This window comes from Candidatus Nitrosocaldus islandicus (assembly GCF_002906215.1).
In the GTDB taxonomy this organism is placed as follows: Archaea; Thermoproteota; Nitrososphaeria; order Nitrososphaerales; family Nitrosocaldaceae; genus Nitrosocaldus; species Nitrosocaldus cavascurensis.
In genome coordinates this window covers 93,552-111,640 of the sequence record NZ_CP024014.1, presented here as the reverse complement: position 1 = coordinate 111,640, position 18,089 = coordinate 93,552, and the positions used below count along the sequence as shown (strand labels likewise).

Sequence of the window (18,089 nt, the reverse complement as noted above, 5' to 3'; positions counted from 1 at the left end):
GAGAATTGCTAACTTCTCTATCTATGCAGAAGGAGCGTGAGGTATCACTTTACCTCAAGACAGTTACCCTTAGGGATGCTAATGATCTTGATGCTATACTTGATGATATAAGGCATAACAACATACTCATAATAAGGGTAACTCCATTGGCACAGAAGAGTCTTGAGGATCTTAAGATGGTTGTGGAAGAACTCTACAAGTTTGTTAGATCAATACATGGTGATATAGCAAGGCTTGGTGAGGAGAGGCTAGTGATAACCCCTCCTGGAGTAAGGATATGGAAGAACATGTATGAGAGCCTGAAGGAGAGGTAATAGATGTAGGTGATAAATAGATAGAAGGTATAGATAAGGGATGATTAATCAATAGATTGATCTAGCAATGTAGACAATCAATACAGTCTTATCGCTTCCCTTACCATTGGTGCTGCTGTAGGTATCTTGAATATCCTAGAGATGGAACCTGCAAGGTTCTCAACCTTCTTCCTCTCTCCATGGTTTACTATAACCCTCCTCAACTTTGGTCTTAGTTTGTTAACATAAGCCATCAACTGATTGTAGTCGCTATGCCCACTGAAGCCCTCTATCTTCTCAACCTGTGCCATTATATCAACAACCTCTATCTTGCCATCCCTGCTCATAAGGGATACCTGCCTTGAGCCATCTAGAACTCTCCTCCCAAGGGTGCCATTGACCTGGTACGATACAAAGAGTATCTTGTTCTTAGGCTCCCTTGCTATGCTCTTAAAGTACTCTATTACAGGTCCCCCTTCAAGCATTCCAGATGTTGCCATTATTATTGCTGGTCCTTCCCTCAACGCTTCTTCCCTTTGGCTTGAGTGCTCTACCGTTGTAAAGTACTCAGATGTGAATGGATTGTCATCAACCTCAAGTATCCTCTGCCTCAACTCCCTTGTTAGATACTCAGGATGTGCAACGTGTATTGCACTTGCCTCTGATATCATACCCTCTATGAATACTGGGGCCTCAACCATGTTCCCTGCCTTCATATGATGGTCTATAACCATGAGTATCTCCTGTGCTCTCCCAACTGCAGGTACAGGAATGAGCACCTTACCTCCCTCCATAAGAACCTTGTTTATTGAGTTTACAAAGTTGCTTTCAACCTCCTCCCTAGATGGCATTATATCCTCCTTTGCACCATACGTACTCTCTATTATGAGTGTCTCAACCCTTGGATAGTTCCATGATGCGCTATCAAAGAGTTGGCTCTTCCCATACTTCAGATCCCCAGTGTAGACTATGTTGTGATCCCCATTCCCTATATGAAGATGAACTGTAGCAGAGCCAAGTATATGCCCAGCATTTGAGAATACCAGCTTTATATCTGGAGCAATATCAGTAACTGTCTTGTATGGAAGGGTTATTGTATGCTTTATAACCTCCCTAATATCCCTCTCTGTGTAGAGAGGTAGTTCACCCTCCCCTGCAGCAACCTTGATCATATCCATCTGGATCAGTGTCATCAATGGTAGTGTAGGATCTGTACAATATACAGGACCCCTATACCCATGCTTGAATAGCAGTGGAAGGAAGCCAGTATGATCTAGATGTGCATGGCTTATAACCACTGCATCTATCTCCTCAAGGTCAAACCCAACTATATCAAGCCTTGGGAATGCATTCATAGGATCGCTTGCCCCAGGGTTTATGCCGCAGTCAAGTAGTATCTTACTCTCCCTTGTCATTAGTAGCATACATGATCTACCTACCTCTGAGAACCCTCCTAGGGTCATCAATGTTGCCTCTGTACCCTCGAAGAGCCTTGGCCTGAATATGCTCTCCCCAACGCTCCTCAAGAGTCTGTAGCGCTCATTTGCAAATAACTTCTTTGTATAGTTGACCTGCTTCATGCTCTCAGATGGGATGTGTGATGCCTTCCTTATCCTTACCTTCCAACCAGTAGAGTCTATCAGATCGATTAGTAGAGCTTGAATCTGCTTCTGCTTCTGTATATTCTGGCTACTACTGCTACCAGCACCAACATCAGCAGAAGATACGCCCTCCCTATCCTCGACCACTACAACCTCTTCCTCCTCCCCCTCCTCAACCTGCGTTAGTATCCAAGGCTTCTTAACCTCTACAGTAACCTCTCCCAAAGCTGTATCGAAGAACGTTCCAACTATACCAACATCCTTTGGTATAGTACGTATTATTATCTTCCTTGCATCCTCCTCACTCTTCCTTATAGACTCATCAGTCCTAACAACTATCCTCTTCTTTATGCTCTTCACTATACCAGAGATTATTGCATTATTCTCAAGCAGGTACCTAGGGTTCTTGGTGTATATTGCTATCATTGGGCCTTCATACTCTATCTTTGTTACAGCAGCATCGCTAGGGATATTCTGTAGTATAATCCCTATTATGCTTTGAACGCTGTTAGCCTTGACCTTACTCATTTAGCCTTAAACCCACGAACCTTCTACTCAACTCTCTATAGCCATTCTTATCTATTGCAACAACATCTATACCATCGCCAGTGCCAGCATTGCGCATTATCGCTGCTGCTATTGCCCTTGTTGCAACCTTTGCTGCCTCATCAACGCTCATATCTGGCTTGAACTCACTCTCAAGTATGCCGTATGCAACTGGCGAGCCTGAGCCTGTAGATACAAACACCTCCTTGTTGACCGAGCCGAAGAGATCAACCATATATACTGATGGACCTTCACTATCATATCCTCCAACAAGTATCTCTGCTATCAAGGGATAGAACCTCTGTGCAAAGAATACATTTGCTGCTAACCTAGCAACTGATTTAGTTGGTATAGGTACTCTATTCTCCAACTTGTAGATGCTTGCATGATACCTAAGTATATCTATCATGCTCTGTGCATCTGCAACACTCCCTGCTATAGTCAATGCTACATGCTCATCTATCTTCGCTATCTTCCTAACATGCCTGTGAGCAATGAAGAGATACCCAGCGGTAGCCCTTGTATCTGTTGCAAGGACTACACCATCCTTGCACTGCAATCCTACTGTTGTTGTCCCATGCAACCTGTTTGACTCAACATATCTATTGTTATGCAAGAACAACCCTCCAAGCATGCTAGATTATGCAGGAGCCCTAAATAAGCTTTGCTTTGATGTGAATGTGATGTATGATCAATAGATTGCCTGTTACATATATTTATATAACTATTGACTCCTACCTTTAGTATCTCATATCATACTTACCATGTAGTTATCCTATCACTACGTTCTATTGTATAACAACTATAAACGTTTGATTCATGGAGCAATGCAATACATCAATAGTTCGTATGTGTTGTAATACACAAGATACACATTAATCAACTTATATAGTTATGAACCCAGACTTTATCACAGTAGCTATTATATTTGCACCTAGCAGGCCAAAGCCTAGGGCGTTTATCCCTATCCTTGTTGCCTTTAGAGATCTCGCTGAGACTCTCTTCTCAAGCATAGAACTTACATACTTCTCACCATCCAAGGGTATCATGGGGAGCATGTTGAATATGCCTATGAAGAACGAGAGCATCCAGAGCCAGAGGAGGAACATAAAGACTTCATGTGGCCATGGTATCCAGAATGGTACCTTAGGTGGCATGTAAGGGAATACATCCCTTATTATGCCTATCATACCTCTATTGGGATCATCCTCAGCACCCATAACAGTAACTGTTAGCCTCATGGGCTCTCCATCCCTTAGTATGCTAACACTTACCTGCTCTCCTGGTACAAGCTTAACCCTTGCTAGATCTGCTGGTGTCTTCACCTGTGTATCGTTTATTGCAGTTATTATATCCCCTGCACGCATACCTGCTTGAGCTGCTCCACTACCCTCAATAACCTGCACGACTGGCACACCTAGGGGATCGTTGTAGAATATGCTCCTAACTTGTGGGGATAATAACTCAAGTATATTCCCAAATGCTGGATTGAACATGAGCAAGGAAGCAACAAGGAATGAGAGTAGTATGTTGGATGTTGACCCTGCTGCTATAACCCTTACCTTGGATACCCTCCTTGCCCTATTAAACTCATCCTCATCTGGCTCTACAAACCCTGCTATAAGAGCGATTATTATTGCAAAGCCCCCAGACTTGACCTTTATCCTCTCAAGCCTAGCAACTATCCCATGTGCAACCTCATGCACAACAAGCACTATTGGTGCTGCAAGAAGGAAGTACACTAGATTGGGTACACTCCTTATAGTTACACCAGGGATGAGTAGTGTTACCTCTGAGAACTTGCCACTATCTGCAAAGAAGTGGATTAGGTTGTTGAGTAGGAACCATACAGCAAATACCATCATTATCGCTCCAGCAACTATGCTAACATCTGCAAATGCCCTAACTGCACTCCTGTTTATTGCTAAGAGCCTATCTAGCGTAGAGGATACAGCATGGTTCTTGTATGTTAGCATGAATGGTTTGATCTCAAAACCCCTCTTCTCAAGCCTAAGAGCCTTTGCAGATGCTATTATTATTACCCATGCTAGGAGTAATGCAACTATACTTGTATTATCTCCAAATACCATAACACATATCTTTAGCCTGTATGATTTAATGGTTGCTATGAAAGGAGTAATACTGATATCAACTTACCCAGATGAGGCTAACGCACTTAAGGCTGCTAGAGGTGCTGTAGATTCAAGGCTTGCTGCTTGCGTTAATATAGCAAAGATAAGATCCATCTATAGGTGGGAAGGCAAGGTTGAGGATGCTGAGGAGTATCTAGCCTTGTTCAAGACTACTGAGGATTCTTTGCCAAGGCTTAAAGAGTTCATATCCTCAACCCATCCCTATAAGGTGCCAGAGATGGTCAGCATTGCAATGGACTCTGTAAGCGAGAGGTACATGGCATGGATGGTTGAGAGTATATCCTCATGATATACTGTTGCAATATTTTCATTAGCAGAATATCTCTTTATATTTTCAATCTTAACCAGACCTCTTTTAATAATACTTTATTAGTATGGAAGAGGATAGTTAAGGTATGGCAGAGCCATTCATAGGAACCATGTATGCAATGACTGCTGTATTTGCTGCAGCAGTTGCAGTATGGTTCTCCATAAGGGCATACAGACATTCTAAAATGGTTGAGCAAGAGGAAGAGGTTAGGGAGGAGAGGACTGAGTTAGGCTAGTGGTGGATACTAGTATTAGAGTAGGGTAGAATGGATGAAGATAGCAAGTAATCTTTTCTTATAATTATGGCTAGCAAAGATATAGCATATTATCTGCTAACTCACTCTCTCTTCAACCCAAATATTCTCTCAAGTGTTGGGTTCTCATACCTCTTATGCTGTATATAGCACTTCTCATAGTATGGACAGTTCATGCACTGTTCAGATGGCTCGAATACTGGCACCCTATTCTCCTTGAGTAGCATGCTTAGAACCTTAGCCCTCCTTATTGTCTCATCAAATAGCCTCTTATCCCTTGTTAGAGAGAATTGTATGCTATCGCCATCCCTTGTAAGGTATACAAGTGCACCCTCCTCCTTGTTGAATATCCAGAGCGATGCGTTGAGTGCTATGAGTGATGCAGGTTCTGGGGTACTTGGCAGTCTATCAACAACCTCAAACCTTATCACGGCATCATCCACTATTGTATCTGCACTTGCTATAAGCACTAGATCCTCAAGATGGTGCTCCTTACTCTGGCTACTGTTGATTCGCATAGACCTCTTCATGAGGATAAGCCTCTCCTTTGCTGGTATTGAGCGCTCCCTCCTATCGTAGTATGAGCGCCTAAGGCATCTTGCAACCTCATCCACATGTATCCTGTTATCTTCTCTCTCTATCATTAGCATAGAATCTATAGCCTTGTTAACAGCATCCTTTACGCTCCTCTCTCCAAGCATGAGTATAATAAGAGAAGGTTATAGATAACAGTAGCGATACGACTGCTCTTAACATAAACAATGTATAGTTAGTTTGTATAATCCATATTGCTACTCAATTCAATCATATAAGCACTTCTTTTTATAGTACCTGCTTATACCATTAGCATGATTATGAAGAGGGAGAGGGCAATGCATATAGCGATAATGTTCTTCATCGCTGGAGGCTGGGGTGCATGGGTGAGTAGTGTTACAGGTTCATTGTTCATCCTCTATCTAACAGTTATAAATATAGTGCTTGGACTCATCTTTCTTGCATACTATATTAGGGGTCATGCAACTGGTAGAGGTTCAGGTAGATGATGATGATGGTGATAGGTGAGGTGAGAAAGAAGGATGAGTGCAACATCAAACCTCAAGGAGGATCATCTTATAGTAAGGAGGATACGTAACATAGCAAAAGGGTATGCAGAGATCATATACTCTAGCAATAGTGTACCAGTTGATGATGTTAAGAGAGTTCTCATCCTCATCGAGGTGTTCATAGATGCTTACCATCACTGCAAGGAGGAGTGCTCATACTTCCCTGCTGTAAATGGTACCACGCTTGAGGATGAGGCAAAGGCATTAGCAATAGAGCATGAACTTGGTAGAAGGATAGCAAGGATGCTCAACTCAAACCTTGATCTCTGGCTTAGGGATGATAGCAATAGCGAGCCTGTAGCAAGGATGCTAAAGGCATATGCTGAGTATCTTGATGTGCATATTGATAGGGAGGAGAGGTTCTTCTCATCATACGATGCGGTTGTGCATGAACAAGAGCAAGTGATTGATGCATTCAATGCAATAAGGAAGGAGAGGATGGATGATGCTAGGCTAAATAGCATACTATCAATGCTTGATAAGCTTGAAGGTTCACTTGCTAGAATGAAGGAGAGTGTAGTAGTAGGGAAGGAAGGGGATGGAGCAAGAAGGTAAGTAATTTAACTACCTCAACCATTGCCTATACTATGAGAGTGGATGTTGTTGTAGTTGGTGCAGGTATAGCAGGGCTATCTGTAGCAGAGGCGATGCTTAACAAGGGTATGAAGGTGTGTATAATTGAGGCTAAGCATGCAGGGTACGGTGCTACAGGTAGATCTGCAGGGATAGCAACTGTACAGATGAACGATACTCTAGATGTAAGATTGGCAAAGAAGGGTATAGATATAATCAATACGTGGAGAAGGAGGTACAACCTTGATGGGATATTAAGCACTACAGGACTATTGAGCATAGATAGGCAAGGTTCTATCATGAAGTATGCTAGGCTATTCTCAGAGTGTGAGGTTGCATACGAGGTCATGGATGTTAGAGAAGCAATGGATAGATGGCCATGGTTAAGGTTTAATGTTGATGGTGTAGATGCTGAGGAGTGTATATACACCAAGGATGATGTATGCATGGACCCTCTTGTATTTGCTAGCGTATTTGCAGACAGGCTCAAGGATATGGGTGTTGAGTTTGCAACTGGTAGGGTAGATATCCAAAGCATGATGGTAGATGGAGAGCATGTTACTTTAAGGTTTGATAATGAGCATGTAGTTGCTGATACTCTAGTCCTATGCACTGGTGCTTGGAGCAAAGGTATAGGTAGATGGCTAGGCTATGCACCAACAACCATACTAAAGGTACCATTGATCTTCTTCAAGTATGATATAGGGGAGCATGATATGGTATTACCATTTGCAGATGAGATAAACCATACGTACTGGATACCCTCACGTGCAGGGATGCTTGTTGGTGCAGACTATACTGTTTGGGATGTAAATGAGGCTGAAGATGCATTAGGTGAAGAGTTTAGGGTAAAAGAAGGGGTTCATGTTGATGATCATTTGCTTACGTACATCAAGCATGTAAGGGAACTACTAGTGAAGAGGATCAACTTCCATGTGTATGAGAGCAAGGTGCACTTTGGACCAATAAGCATCACACCCGATGGTAGGCCTATAGTTGGAAGGGTACCAGAGTTCAAGAACCTCTACATACTTGATGGGCTTAGAGGCTATGGTCTTGCTAGAGCACCAGCACTTGCATACATGCTTGTAGAGCATATACTTGATGGTACTGATATAGTAGAAGAGTTAGGGTCGACGAGGTTCATCAGTACAAACGATACATGGTTAATACAAGAGGGTTAGTAGCAGGTGCGGGGGGTGGGATTTGAACCCACGAACCCCTAAGGGACTAGGTTCTGAGCCTAGCGCCTTTGACCATGCTTGGCGACCCCCGCATACATGATTGTAGTATGAGGGTATGCTACTGTATATTTTGGTTTATAGTTGTGTTGCATTGAATTGCATTAATATCATACATCTTTATATCATAAATAAGTAGGTAGTAGGATGTGTGATGATAACTTTGCTGACATATATATGATACAATACAATATGACGATCCGCTCTTCTATAGTTGCAATTAATAATTAATTATAACCTTTTCATACTCATCAATCTATCCATGAGTACTCTCTTTACACCATCCATATTCTTCACCCTTACTATGTATCTACCATTGCTGAGATGCCTATTCCATGGCTGATCGTAGAGGAGCACCAACCTACCCATTGCAGATATCCTCTCTGCATTTATTGGAGAGTCATCTATGAATACATCATATGCTAGATCTGCCTTATCTACTCCCCTTGCAACACTAACGTATTCATCATAAACTATATTGTTATGCTCAAGCCATCTCTTAACGTAATCCTTGGCTATCTGTGCACTTACTATATCAACCTTGCCTAAACTTCTAAGCATTGCTATAGAGTTAGCAATATCACTCTCTATCACTGGAACCTTGAGCCATTCCTTCCAACATGCTGCTAGTTCTGTATAGAACCTCTCTGCACTATATCCTATACTCTTCCAGAAGTCCCATCTCTGCACCTGCTCCTTGCTAAGTGATGAATTATGCTTTCTATTGTAATATGTTAGCCATACACTTATTATATCTGCAAGTACACCATCAACATCCACCGCTATCCTCATAATCCATCCTCATCCCAAGACAGTTAGATCACAAATAAATAATAAACCTTCCCAGCAACTAAGCAATAACCTGCTCTACCCTACTCTACTCTATGCTTATCTCACTACCCTCAAACTTCTTTGGTAGCCTAACCTGAAGAATGCCATTCCTGAACGATGCTCTAGCATATTTAGGCTCAACCCTTGCTGGGAGCCTTACACTCTTGCTATAGTTCTCAAACTCAACGTTACTGAACGTTATGCATCTATCCATCCTTGCCCTTATGAAGAGTGTATCCTCAGTTGCCTTCAACTCTATACTCTCTTTGCTTGCACATGGTATATCTAGCGTAACTATAACCTCCTCATCAGTCTCACTTATCTGTGTCAATGGTTTCAGCTCCCTTCTCTCTATATCGTACAACTGCTCATCAACATCCATGATCATGCTAGAGAGTGCCCTCTCCATGATCCTCCTCATCCTCCTATCCATCTCCTCTATCACATCGAATATATCACGCCTCTCTCCTTCCCCTTCCCTCCTCCTTCTCTCTTCATCACTCATATCCATCACCCATAGAATGTTGGAGTAGCCTTTAACCTTGGCTCTGCTAACATGCTCTCAGTCTGCTTCATCAACTCCCTTGTCTTTATCCTTATCATCTCAGCCTCCTCCCTCAACTCATTAAGATCTATGCCAATGTTGAGTGCCTTGTTTAGAACCTCTAGCGCCTCTATCGATGCAAATGGGTCTGGGAAGTTAAGATGGGATTGTGTGAAGAGAGTTAGTGTTGGTATATTCCTGCTTATGCATGCCTTTAGTATTGCTGCATATGCCCCAAATAATATCCCTTCCTCAAATACAAGTGCATGCGTTGATCTCATCAGTGATGATGTATGTTCATCTGTTGCTATATAGAATACCTTCGGCTTATCTATGTTAAGCCTGTTCTGTACTGGGATGCCTGTTATACTTACCACAAGCCTAGGGTTTACCCTCTTGAACCACTCTGCTATGCTAGTGACAAACTCCTGCAGGATTGAAGGGTGTATTGGCATCTCTGATATCAATGCTATCATATTGCTCCCATTTGAGTATAGTCTTATAGGATTCTTCACTTCTCCATGCCTAACTAGCAGTAATGGAGGTAAGAGATCAGACTCCACATGTCCTATCTCAGCCATCTTGATGCTGTCTATCATATATGAGACTGCTATGCTACCAACAAGCCCAACATCTGGAAGGCCTATAAAAATATAGGGTGATTCCATCTTTATGCTATCGTACTCTACAACCTTCATAATTCATCACTCCTATACTGCCAGCAATGTAAGCAAGCAATTCACTCAACCTTTATGGTGAATCCTTCTTGCTTTGAGCCCTTCTTCTTGAATGTTATCTCAAGTATGCCATTCTTGTAGGTTGATTTAGCACTTGCAGGATCAACCTCCTCTGGCAGATCTATGCTCTTGCTGTACTTCCTCTCAGGGTTCTCAGCCCTTATGTTAACACTCTTCTCAGTTGCTGTAACCCTGATATCCTCTTTGTTTATCCCTGGAAGTTCAACTATAACCTTCAGCTCTCCATCAGTGCTCATAACATCAACCAAAGGCTCCCTCTCCTCCTTCAGCGCTATCCTTCCACCAGTCAATGAAGGCCTAACATTGCCAAATTCTCTAATCACTGGCTTCCCATCAGGTCCTATGGTTAGAGAGTAACCATAGACGAATGGTCCCCACTCTCTCCTTACCCTTCCATCTGGTAGTTTGTACTCTCTAACAAGGTCCTTCGGTACCATCTCCTCAAGTTCTTTCATGCTCCTCTCGAACATCCTCTCCATCTCTCTCTCCATCTCACGCATCATCTCCTCTATCTCCTGCCAGAATGCGAATGGCCTTCTCCTCCTACTGAACCACTCCTCCCATGACATGCAGTTACCTACAATATGATAAGATAAAAATCTTTTCGTTCTTCTCGTATATTATTATGCATGTATTACCAGCATAAGTATGGAGTTATTTAGGTTATCAACCTGCATTTTTACGCTAAGCCATTATAAATAACAGCTGATGTAATATGGCTAGCATATGCTGAGTATTGTATTGTATAACATGCTAGTATATGATGTATACCCTCACTCTCTAAACTCCCTATCCAACTCCTCTATAAGGCGCCTCTGTCTTTCACTCAGAGTTGAAGGTGTTGGTACCTTAACGCTTACCTTTACAAGTTGATCCCCCCTGCCATAATAGTAGCCATCATGCCTAGGCAGACCTTTGCCCTTTATTGTGAATACTGTATCTGGCTGTGTACCAGGGGGTATCTTGAGTGTATAGTAGCCTCCATCAAGGAGTGGAACCTTAACATCGCCTCCAAGCACAAGCCTTGGGAAACTAACCTTAGCCTCATACACTATATCACTATTAGAGCGCTTGAAGAGTGGATGAGGTTTAACCCTAACCCTTATGTATACATCATATCCATCTACTGCATCATTATCCATGCCGTATCTATTGCTTTTGCTGCCATGCCCATCATCAAGCCTTAGCATTGTACCATCCTCAAGCCCTGCTGGTATACTAACCCCTACCCTCTCTATCCTCCTAACCCTTCCAGTACCATTGCAGGTGATGCATGGCCTTTCCACAATCCTACCCTTGCCATTGCACTCCCTGCATGGCTCTATGCTTACAAATGTACCAAACCTTGACTGCTCTATCACCCTCTTAACCTGCCCTGTGCCTTTGCATACAGTGCATGTCCTTATCCTACTATCTGGCATGGCTCCTGTACCCTTGCATGTACTACACTGCACTATAGTTGGTACCTCAACCTCCATCCTCTTACCATGGAGCACATCCTCAAGCCCTATCTCCACATCTATGACTAGAGGTTCTCTACCTCCTCTACCCTTACTCTCCTGCCAGAAGAATGGTGAGCCCATGCTGAACCCAAAGAACCTCTCAAATATCCTATCGAAGTCAAGATCGAAGCCTAGATCCTTGAGTATCTCATCTATATCGAACTTTGCACCTTTGAATATCTCCTCGCTTGTATACCTCCCCTCCAAACCAGCATGACCATACATATCGTATAGTTTACGCTTCTCATCATCGCTCAGTACAGCATATGCTTCAGATATCAACTTGAACTTCTCCTCTGCATCTGGGCTCTTGTTCCTGTCTGGATGGTACTTCAATGCTAACCTCCTGTATGCCTGTTTTATCTCCTCCTTACTTGCATTCTTTGAGACGCCTAGTACCTCATAGTAATCTGGCTTGCTGTTCTTGCTCATACAACATCACATAATAAGAAAATAAGAGCCATTTATTTAATATGATTGTAGTGATCAATGACTTACTTGCTCTCTGAGCCTGTTGTTGAAGAGGAAGAGTATGAGGATGAGGATGAGGAGCCAGTACCTGAGCCTACCCTGCTGTACACCTGTGCACTGATCTCTCCAAGGATGTTCTTCAACTCATCAAGCCTGCTCTTTATCAATGCTGTATCCTTCCCTGCTAGAGCATCCTTCAACGCCTGTATTGCCTTGTTTATCTTCTCAATCTGCTCTCCACTCAACTTATCCTTCAGATCTTGCTTTATCATCCTATCAGCAGTGTAGATGAGGTTATCAGCCTCGTTCCTTAACTCAGCCTCCTCCTTCTTCCTCCTATCCTGCTCAGCATACAATTCAGCCTCCCTCTTGAGCCTCTCTATCTCCTCCTTGCTCAACTTGTTTGTTGAGGTTATAGTTATGCTCTGCTCCTTACCAGTTGCAAGATCCTTTGCACTTACATGCAGTATGCCATTGGTATCAAGATCGAATGTAACCTCTATCTGAGGCACACCCCTTGGTGCTGGAGGTATACCTGAGAGTGTGAACATGCCTAGAGAGACGTTATCAGCAGCCATAGGCCTCTCACCCTGCACAACATGTATGGTTACTGCTGTCTGGTAATCTGCTGCTGTTGTGAATATCTTGCTCCTCTTGCATGGTATGGTTGTGTTCCTCTCTATTATCTTCTCAGTCAACCCTCCTAGAACCTCAACACCAAGGCTTAGAGGAGTTACATCAAGAAGCACTATATCCCTTGCTATATCTCCTGCTATTATTGCACCCTGTATTGCTGCCCCTATTGCTACAGCCTCCATAGGATCTACACCCCTCTCTGGTTCTTTGCCCATGATCTGCTTAACAAACTCTCTAACTATGGGCATCCTTGTTGGACCTCCTATAAGGATGATCTTATCTATATCCTCAGGCTTCATCTTTGCATCTGCCAATGCCTGCATCATTGGCTGCCTACAGCGCTCAACTATTGGTCTTATCAACTCCTCCAACTTTGCTCTAGTAAGTGTCATGTTAAGATGCTTAGGCTCATTGTTCCTTGGGTCATATGCTATGAATGGTAGGTTTATCTCAGTAGTTAGTAGTGATGATAACTCTATCTTTGCCTTCTCTGCTGCCTCCCTTACACGCATCATAGCCATCCTATCCCTGCTCAGATCTATGCCTGTATCCTCCTTGAACTTGTTAATTATGTAATCTACTATTGCATTATCCATATCTGTTCCTCCTAACTGTGTATCTCCAGATGTAGCCTTAACCTCGAATACACCTCCTCCCATCTCCATTATTGTAACATCAAGTGTACCTCCACCAAGATCAAAGACCATTATCTTGAGATCCTTGTCAGCCTTGTCAAGACCATATGCTAGGGCAGCAGCAGTAGGCTCTGGTATAAGCCTTACAACCTGCAACCCTGCTATCTCACCAGCATCCTTTGTAGCCTGCCTCTGGTTATCGTTGAAGTATGCTGGTACAGTTATAACTGCCTTCTCAATCTTCTCACCAAGGAATGCTTCTGCATCCTTCTTTATCTTCTGCAGTATCAATGCTGAGATCTGCTGAGGTGTATACTCCTTATCATGAACCTTGAATTTATAGTCTGTACCCATCTTACGCTTTGCTGCAATTACTGTACCCTCTGGATTTGTTACCATCTGCCTCCTTGCTGGTTCACCTACCAGCAGTTGCCCATCCTTTGTGAATGCAACTATGGATGGGAATGACTTACCATAGAGTGATGTACCTTCTGCTGATGGTATCACTACAGGCTTGCCTCCAATTATAACTGCAGCAGCAGAGTTACTTGTACCTAGATCTATGCCTATTATCTTACTCATGGCTCACCACCTCCTTCCTGTACAGGTCTCCTAGATACCTCTACAAGGCTGGGTCTTATTACTTTATCATTCATCATGTAACCCTTCCTTATCTCACTTGTAACTGTAAGATCTGGGAGCTCTGCATTGTAGATGAATGATACTGCCTCATGCATGTTCGGGTTGAATGTCTTACCTACAGCAGGTATCTCTACAACCCCAGCATCCCTGAGTATGCCATCAAGGTTCTTAAGCACACCTTCAAGCCCTTCTACCACATGCTTATCAGCGCTCTTCCTTGCAGCATCAACTGCTCTCATAAAGTCATCCCTAAGGCTGAGGAGTTTGAGCACAAAGGACTCTATACTCTGCCTTACCCTATACTCAGCCTCCCTCTCAACCCTCTTCCTGTAGTTATCGTAATCTGCAAGAAGGTACTTGTACCTGCTCTCATACTCCTTCAATGCACTCTTTAGCATCTCAACCTCCTCCTTGCTTGAACCCCCAACCATAGCCTCCTCGCTATTGATCTTACTAGCATCACTGTTAACGGTATCGCCATTATTCTTATCACCAATACTCATATTATGAACTCTAACATGCCAGCCTATAAACCTAAACCTAGCATCTAATCTATAACCTCACGTAGAGGGTTTGCCTTGACTATTATTGAATTCCTTCCTATACTCTTACCCTTATCCCTGTAACCCTTCACCCTCTCATAATCTGCCCTTGAGCATGCAAGTATAACTAGAGTTCTATCATCATATACATCTAATAGGCTGGTGTCTCTTAGCATATCCACATCCCCTATGTAATCCCTCAACCTAGATGAGAGGAGTGATAGCATCGCTGCCCTGCTACTCCTCATCTCATTGCTATCTATGCTCCATGCTATAACTATCTTGCACTTGCTTGCCCTAAGATCCCTCTTCTTGAGCAGTAACCTAACCTCATCCACAACATACTTGGAGTAAGCCTCTAGACTCCTTATGCAGTTATTTACTATATGTGCTAGAGTACCACTCTCTATAGAGTTTGCTAGCATGTAGAGGTCGAATAGGCTAGAGGCAACATCATCTATGAAGAGTTCCCTTAACCCTTCCTCCTCCCTAAGGATGCTACGTGTGCTCTCTCCTATACTCTTGCATAGTTCGAATGCTGTTATAAGGGGTATGTAGTGTGATAGCACTCTATTTGAGTAGAGTACCTCTGCTGATTGTATATCCATCATAGGGATCCTTGAACTATCTGTAACACAATCAATTATCTTGTATATGCCATGATCCTCCCTCATCATCGAGGTAGAGCCTATAACATAGCCTAGAGCATCTGATGCTATAGGCATGTAGTAGTAGTTGATATCATCATTAACCTTCATGTTTGTAACATGCTCCATAACCTCCATCATCTCATTGTTCCCTCCTATCCCAGTTGGTATACAGTATATTATGGATGAGCCCTTCCTAAGATGATTTATCATGCTCCTGAACTTACCTGCTATCTCCACCTTTGCATCTTGACCAACCTTCCTTATCTTTGGTGTGAAGAATACATGGTCTGCACTTGCCATTGCAACACTCTCAGGTTCTAACCCAAGCAATGGCTCATCCTCCATCAATGCATTAACGCTAGAGTATGCCATTGCCATCTCTGCCCTAATAGATATGGCCATGCCTTTGGACTCATCCACCATGGATACATCTAAACCCTTGAGTGAGAGGCTCTTGGCTATGTTGTAGCCCTCACTACTAAGACCATACACTACTACCTTCAATCTGATAGGATTATGGGGTGAGAGTAATAAAGCCTTTACATGCACGATGCGATTAAGATTATTAATGAGATAAGGCTCATGAGGTATAGCCCGGCAGCCCGGTGGAGAGCATATTAGCAGATGCTCGCCGAATGTAGCGGTCAAGCATGGGGGCCTTTGGAGCCCCAGACCCCAGTTCGAATCTGGGCCGGGCTACCAATAATGATCCTCAACGAGTGTCCTTGCAGGTGATTGGAGGTATCTGTTGTTGTAGGCTATTATTGAGAGTGTTTATGGGATGGGATAGGATGGGTAGATATTCAACATACATGCAATATATTGAAAGAGGATGAGTATGGGGAGTGGATGCTGTGAGGCTTGAGGATATGAATATTATGTACACTAATAAGGCTCTTCAAGTTCCTGTTACCCAAATAAATTGGTGGTTAGTAGTATGCTGTTGCTTCTGCTACGCTATAACCATTTAACACTTCTAACTAACCATTCTCACTATAATCATCATCACTCCATCTTTGCATCATAATGGATTATAGCCTGAATAACCTACCCCACATATTGAGATATTCTTCCCATCATTGATTAGCAGTGTATAGCATACTATGCATCTAACATCTTCATCTTCTTCATATCATATAACCTTGCAGTACCACCCTATACCCTATTATGAACTCATCCCTACCTTGCCTTGCTATGACATATACAGATACATTATTGGGGGAGTGAACTTGACCCTCTAGCCATAGTCGTATCTCTTTACTACATCCTTAGCCGTATGATCGTTGTATATACTTATCAGATAGTTAGAAGCTTGATCTTGATGATCTACTATCCTAACGCTGTGTTTGCATGATTGCCTTCTGGGGCTGTTTGGTGTAGTGGTAATGAGTTCTGGTATTGTAATACAGCCAAATTATAGGATCGTTCCCATGATAAGAGTACATCTGCCTTAGAGTATATTGAGTTTTTATTAATGTTAGTTACACCAAACTGATTATACCAAAGGCATAATAATGGAGGATGAGCAATATAATATATGGAGTATGAGGATACATTTGTAAAGATAGCACATCTTCTAGGAGGGGAGGATTACGTTAGGGTTGCTAGAGCACTACTCAACAATGAGGATACTACAGATGAGGAGATAGCTAGTGCTACAGGGTTGAAGATAAACACTGTTAGGAAGGTACTCTATGATCTCTTCAGCAAGGCCCTTATAATAGGGATAAGGGTTAGGGATGAGAAGAAGGGCTGGTTTGTGTACAGGTGGAGGGTAAAGAGGGATAACGTTGATACATTCATAGATGGGCAGAAGCGCAAGATCCTAGATAGGTTGAGGATAAGATTACAGTATGAGGAGAGCAACCAGTTCTATCACTGTGGAAATTATTCATGCCCAAGGCTAACATTCGATCAAGCAGTAGATGCATTCTTCAGGTGCCCATCATGCAAGGCACCCCTCAACCTTGCTGATAACTCAATGCTCAAACAGGCAATAATAGCAAAGATAAATGAGTTGAGTAGTGAGTTGCAGAAGAATGGCAAGGGCAACACATGATAGATTTAGACCAATAATAATTGATGTAGCAAGACTTAATCTTTTCTATCTACACTCTATATATTGCTATTTAGCACTTTGTAATGCAGTATAACCTCCCCATTCCCATGCATTCTATTCACATCAATAAGCATGAGCCTCCTACCCTCCTCTACTCTTAAGAACCCCTCACCCTCTACCAATGTCTTTGCATCCCTGCCACCTAGTACTACAGGTACTACAGTTACCATCAACTCATCTACCAGCCCTTCCTTGAGGAGTGACCAGTTAAGCTCTCCCCCTCCCTCAACAAGTACCTTCCCTATACCCATACCCCTCAACCACTTGAGTAGCATACGTAGATCAACCCTATCCCTTCCTACTACAATAACAGTTGCTCCCATACCCCTCAACCTCTCTACTCTTGCTTGATCTGCATGCTCAGATACAGCTATTATGGTTGGAATGCTCTTACATGTACTCATTATCTTGGAAGTAGGGCTTATCCTAGCATGGCTATCAACAACAACCCTTGATGGGTTGCTCCCTTCTCTACCCTCAACATACCTTACATTGAGCATTGGATTATCTATTAGGACTGTGTTTATACCAACCATAACTGCATCTACCATACTCCTCAACCTATGCACCCTTACAAGATCATGCTTGGATGAGAGTCTTGAGTCATTCCCTACACTAGATATCTTGCCATCTACGCTCATTGCAGCATTGATTATAACATATGGTCTATCCATATGTGCTTTCAT

20 protein-coding genes and 2 tRNA genes are annotated in these 18,089 nt (G+C 42.8%); 8 read left to right on the top strand and 14 right to left on the bottom strand.

What is annotated here, in order from left to right:
* Nucleotides 1-23: 23 nt before the first annotated feature.
* Nucleotides 24-314, top strand: a complete 291-nt coding sequence (gene sepF / locus CRG89_RS00595) for a cell division protein SepF (RefSeq protein WP_103286463.1) — start codon at nucleotides 24-26, stop codon at nucleotides 312-314.
* A 77-nt stretch (nucleotides 315-391) separates the two neighbouring features.
* On the opposite strand, the gene CRG89_RS00590 is transcribed toward sepF, so the two are convergent.
* From CRG89_RS00590 to CRG89_RS00580, 3 genes are all read right to left on the bottom strand, one after another.
* Nucleotides 392-2,422: a beta-CASP ribonuclease aCPSF1 gene (locus CRG89_RS00590; RefSeq protein WP_103286462.1), complete on the bottom strand. Its 2,031-nt coding sequence runs from the start codon at nucleotides 2,420-2,422 to the stop codon at nucleotides 392-394.
* Nucleotides 2,415-3,074 carry an archaeal proteasome endopeptidase complex subunit beta gene (psmB, locus tag CRG89_RS00585; protein ID WP_103286461.1) on the bottom strand — a complete coding sequence of 220 codons (660 nt, stop codon included), beginning with the start codon at nucleotides 3,072-3,074 and terminating at the stop codon, nucleotides 2,415-2,417. The genes CRG89_RS00590 and psmB overlap by 8 nt, the downstream gene beginning before the upstream one ends.
* A 250-nt stretch (nucleotides 3,075-3,324) precedes the next feature.
* Nucleotides 3,325-4,530, bottom strand: coding sequence for a site-2 protease family protein (locus tag CRG89_RS00580; RefSeq protein WP_103286460.1), 1,206 nt, complete (start codon nucleotides 4,528-4,530; stop codon nucleotides 3,325-3,327).
* Nucleotides 4,531-4,567: 37 nt separating this feature from the next.
* Here CRG89_RS00580 and cutA point away from each other — a divergent pair, with 37 nt between their 5' ends.
* Nucleotides 4,568-4,882, top strand: a complete 315-nt coding sequence (gene cutA / locus CRG89_RS00575) for a divalent-cation tolerance protein CutA (protein ID WP_197706635.1) — start codon at nucleotides 4,568-4,570, stop codon at nucleotides 4,880-4,882.
* Between the two features lie 106 nt (nucleotides 4,883-4,988).
* Entirely contained in the window at nucleotides 4,989-5,138 is a 150-nt protein-coding gene (locus CRG89_RS08515) for a hypothetical protein (RefSeq protein WP_158648639.1), read from the top strand.
* 101 nt (nucleotides 5,139-5,239) lie between these two features.
* On the opposite strand, the gene CRG89_RS00570 is transcribed toward CRG89_RS08515, so the two are convergent.
* Nucleotides 5,240-5,857, bottom strand: a complete 618-nt coding sequence (locus CRG89_RS00570) for a PD-(D/E)XK nuclease family protein (RefSeq protein WP_103286458.1) — start codon at nucleotides 5,855-5,857, stop codon at nucleotides 5,240-5,242.
* 147 nt (nucleotides 5,858-6,004) lie between these two features.
* On the opposite strand from CRG89_RS00570, the gene CRG89_RS00565 reads away from it, so the two are divergent.
* From CRG89_RS00565 to CRG89_RS00555, 3 genes are read left to right on the top strand one after another with little or no spacing between them, the layout of a single operon-like run.
* Nucleotides 6,005-6,199, top strand: a complete 195-nt coding sequence (locus tag CRG89_RS00565; RefSeq protein ID WP_103286457.1) for a hypothetical protein — start codon at nucleotides 6,005-6,007, stop codon at nucleotides 6,197-6,199.
* Nucleotides 6,200-6,232: 33 nt separating this feature from the next.
* Nucleotides 6,233-6,814: a hemerythrin domain-containing protein gene (locus CRG89_RS00560; protein ID WP_103286456.1), complete on the top strand. Its 582-nt coding sequence runs from the start codon at nucleotides 6,233-6,235 to the stop codon at nucleotides 6,812-6,814.
* 32 nt (nucleotides 6,815-6,846) lie between these two features.
* Nucleotides 6,847-8,016, top strand: a complete 1,170-nt coding sequence (locus CRG89_RS00555) for an NAD(P)/FAD-dependent oxidoreductase (protein WP_103286455.1) — start codon at nucleotides 6,847-6,849, stop codon at nucleotides 8,014-8,016.
* 7 nt (nucleotides 8,017-8,023) lie between these two features.
* Here the strand turns inward: CRG89_RS00555 and CRG89_RS00550 are convergent.
* The 9 genes from CRG89_RS00550 to CRG89_RS00510 form a co-directional block, all read right to left on the bottom strand.
* Nucleotides 8,024-8,108, bottom strand: a tRNA-Leu gene (locus CRG89_RS00550).
* 196 nt (nucleotides 8,109-8,304) lie between these two features.
* Nucleotides 8,305-8,865 (bottom strand): 5' nucleotidase, NT5C type, encoded by a 561-nt coding sequence (locus CRG89_RS00545; RefSeq protein WP_103286454.1) that lies wholly within the window; start codon nucleotides 8,863-8,865, stop codon nucleotides 8,305-8,307.
* An 85-nt stretch (nucleotides 8,866-8,950) separates the two neighbouring features.
* On the bottom strand, nucleotides 8,951-9,409 hold the full coding sequence (locus tag CRG89_RS00540) for an Hsp20/alpha crystallin family protein (RefSeq protein ID WP_158648638.1): 459 nt from the start codon (nucleotides 9,407-9,409) through the stop codon (nucleotides 8,951-8,953).
* Nucleotides 9,410-9,414: 5 nt separating this feature from the next.
* Nucleotides 9,415-10,146: a proteasome assembly chaperone family protein gene (locus tag CRG89_RS00535; protein ID WP_103286452.1), complete on the bottom strand. Its 732-nt coding sequence runs from the start codon at nucleotides 10,144-10,146 to the stop codon at nucleotides 9,415-9,417.
* A 41-nt stretch (nucleotides 10,147-10,187) separates the two neighbouring features.
* Nucleotides 10,188-10,775: an archaeal heat shock protein Hsp20 gene (gene hsp20, locus CRG89_RS00530; RefSeq protein ID WP_103286451.1), complete on the bottom strand. Its 588-nt coding sequence runs from the start codon at nucleotides 10,773-10,775 to the stop codon at nucleotides 10,188-10,190.
* A gap of 204 nt (nucleotides 10,776-10,979) precedes the next feature.
* Entirely contained in the window at nucleotides 10,980-12,140 is a 1,161-nt protein-coding gene (locus tag CRG89_RS09080; protein WP_103286450.1) for a J domain-containing protein, read from the bottom strand.
* Between the two features lie 62 nt (nucleotides 12,141-12,202).
* Complete coding sequence (dnaK, locus tag CRG89_RS00520) at nucleotides 12,203-14,032, bottom strand: molecular chaperone DnaK (protein ID WP_103286449.1); 1,830 nt, start codon at nucleotides 14,030-14,032, stop codon at nucleotides 12,203-12,205.
* The gene (locus CRG89_RS00515) at nucleotides 14,029-14,595 is read right to left on the bottom strand and encodes a nucleotide exchange factor GrpE (protein WP_103286448.1); all 567 of its coding nucleotides are present in this window, start codon (nucleotides 14,593-14,595) and stop codon (nucleotides 14,029-14,031) included. The genes dnaK and CRG89_RS00515 overlap by 4 nt, the downstream gene beginning before the upstream one ends.
* 44 nt (nucleotides 14,596-14,639) lie before the next feature.
* On the bottom strand, nucleotides 14,640-15,788 hold the full coding sequence (locus CRG89_RS00510) for a hypothetical protein (protein WP_103286447.1): 1,149 nt from the start codon (nucleotides 15,786-15,788) through the stop codon (nucleotides 14,640-14,642).
* 95 nt (nucleotides 15,789-15,883) lie between these two features.
* Here CRG89_RS00510 and CRG89_RS00505 point away from each other — a divergent pair.
* Nucleotides 15,884-15,986 (top strand) — tRNA-Gln (locus CRG89_RS00505).
* Nucleotides 15,987-16,821: 835 nt separating this feature from the next.
* Nucleotides 16,822-17,343 (top strand): transcription factor, encoded by a 522-nt coding sequence (locus tag CRG89_RS00500; protein WP_103286446.1) that lies wholly within the window; start codon nucleotides 16,822-16,824, stop codon nucleotides 17,341-17,343.
* A 56-nt stretch (nucleotides 17,344-17,399) separates the two neighbouring features.
* Here CRG89_RS00500 and CRG89_RS00495 read toward each other — a convergent pair whose 3' ends face one another.
* Nucleotides 17,400-18,089: a 2,5-diamino-6-(ribosylamino)-4(3H)-pyrimidinone 5'-phosphate reductase gene (locus CRG89_RS00495; protein ID WP_197706636.1), complete on the bottom strand. Its 690-nt coding sequence runs from the start codon at nucleotides 18,087-18,089 to the stop codon at nucleotides 17,400-17,402.

Excerpts from the sequence above, each read along its gene's own strand:
- CRG89_RS00570 (WP_103286458.1), bottom strand. The coding sequence starts at position 5,857 with ATGCTTGGAGAGAGGAGCGTAAAGGATGCTGTTAACAAGGCTATAGAT.
- hsp20 (WP_103286451.1), bottom strand. The coding sequence starts at position 10,775 with ATGTCATGGGAGGAGTGGTTCAGTAGGAGGAGAAGGCCATTCGCATTC.
- CRG89_RS00565 (WP_103286457.1), top strand. The coding sequence starts at position 6,005 with ATGATTATGAAGAGGGAGAGGGCAATGCATATAGCGATAATGTTCTTC.
- CRG89_RS00580 (WP_103286460.1), bottom strand. The coding sequence starts at position 4,530 with ATGGTATTTGGAGATAATACAAGTATAGTTGCATTACTCCTAGCATGG.
- CRG89_RS00515 (WP_103286448.1), bottom strand. The coding sequence starts at position 14,595 with ATGAGTATTGGTGATAAGAATAATGGCGATACCGTTAACAGTGATGCT.
- CRG89_RS00535 (WP_103286452.1), bottom strand. The coding sequence starts at position 10,146 with ATGAAGGTTGTAGAGTACGATAGCATAAAGATGGAATCACCCTATATT.
- CRG89_RS00545 (WP_103286454.1), bottom strand. The coding sequence starts at position 8,865 with ATGAGGATAGCGGTGGATGTTGATGGTGTACTTGCAGATATAATAAGT.
- psmB (WP_103286461.1), bottom strand. The coding sequence starts at position 3,074 with ATGCTTGGAGGGTTGTTCTTGCATAACAATAGATATGTTGAGTCAAAC.
- CRG89_RS00500 (WP_103286446.1), top strand. The coding sequence starts at position 16,822 with ATGGAGTATGAGGATACATTTGTAAAGATAGCACATCTTCTAGGAGGG.
- cutA (WP_197706635.1), top strand. The coding sequence starts at position 4,568 with ATGAAAGGAGTAATACTGATATCAACTTACCCAGATGAGGCTAACGCA.
- CRG89_RS00495 (WP_197706636.1), bottom strand. The coding sequence starts at position 18,089 with ATGAAAGCACATATGGATAGACCATATGTTATAATCAATGCTGCAATG.
- CRG89_RS00560 (WP_103286456.1), top strand. The coding sequence starts at position 6,233 with ATGAGTGCAACATCAAACCTCAAGGAGGATCATCTTATAGTAAGGAGG.
- dnaK (WP_103286449.1), bottom strand. The coding sequence starts at position 14,032 with ATGAGTAAGATAATAGGCATAGATCTAGGTACAAGTAACTCTGCTGCT.
- CRG89_RS00555 (WP_103286455.1), top strand. The coding sequence starts at position 6,847 with ATGAGAGTGGATGTTGTTGTAGTTGGTGCAGGTATAGCAGGGCTATCT.
- CRG89_RS08515 (WP_158648639.1), top strand. The coding sequence starts at position 4,989 with ATGGCAGAGCCATTCATAGGAACCATGTATGCAATGACTGCTGTATTT.
- CRG89_RS00540 (WP_158648638.1), bottom strand. The coding sequence starts at position 9,409 with ATGAGTGATGAAGAGAGAAGGAGGAGGGAAGGGGAAGGAGAGAGGCGT.
- sepF (WP_103286463.1), top strand. The coding sequence starts at position 24 with ATGCAGAAGGAGCGTGAGGTATCACTTTACCTCAAGACAGTTACCCTT.
- CRG89_RS09080 (WP_103286450.1), bottom strand. The coding sequence starts at position 12,140 with ATGAGCAAGAACAGCAAGCCAGATTACTATGAGGTACTAGGCGTCTCA.
- CRG89_RS00590 (WP_103286462.1), bottom strand. The coding sequence starts at position 2,422 with ATGAGTAAGGTCAAGGCTAACAGCGTTCAAAGCATAATAGGGATTATA.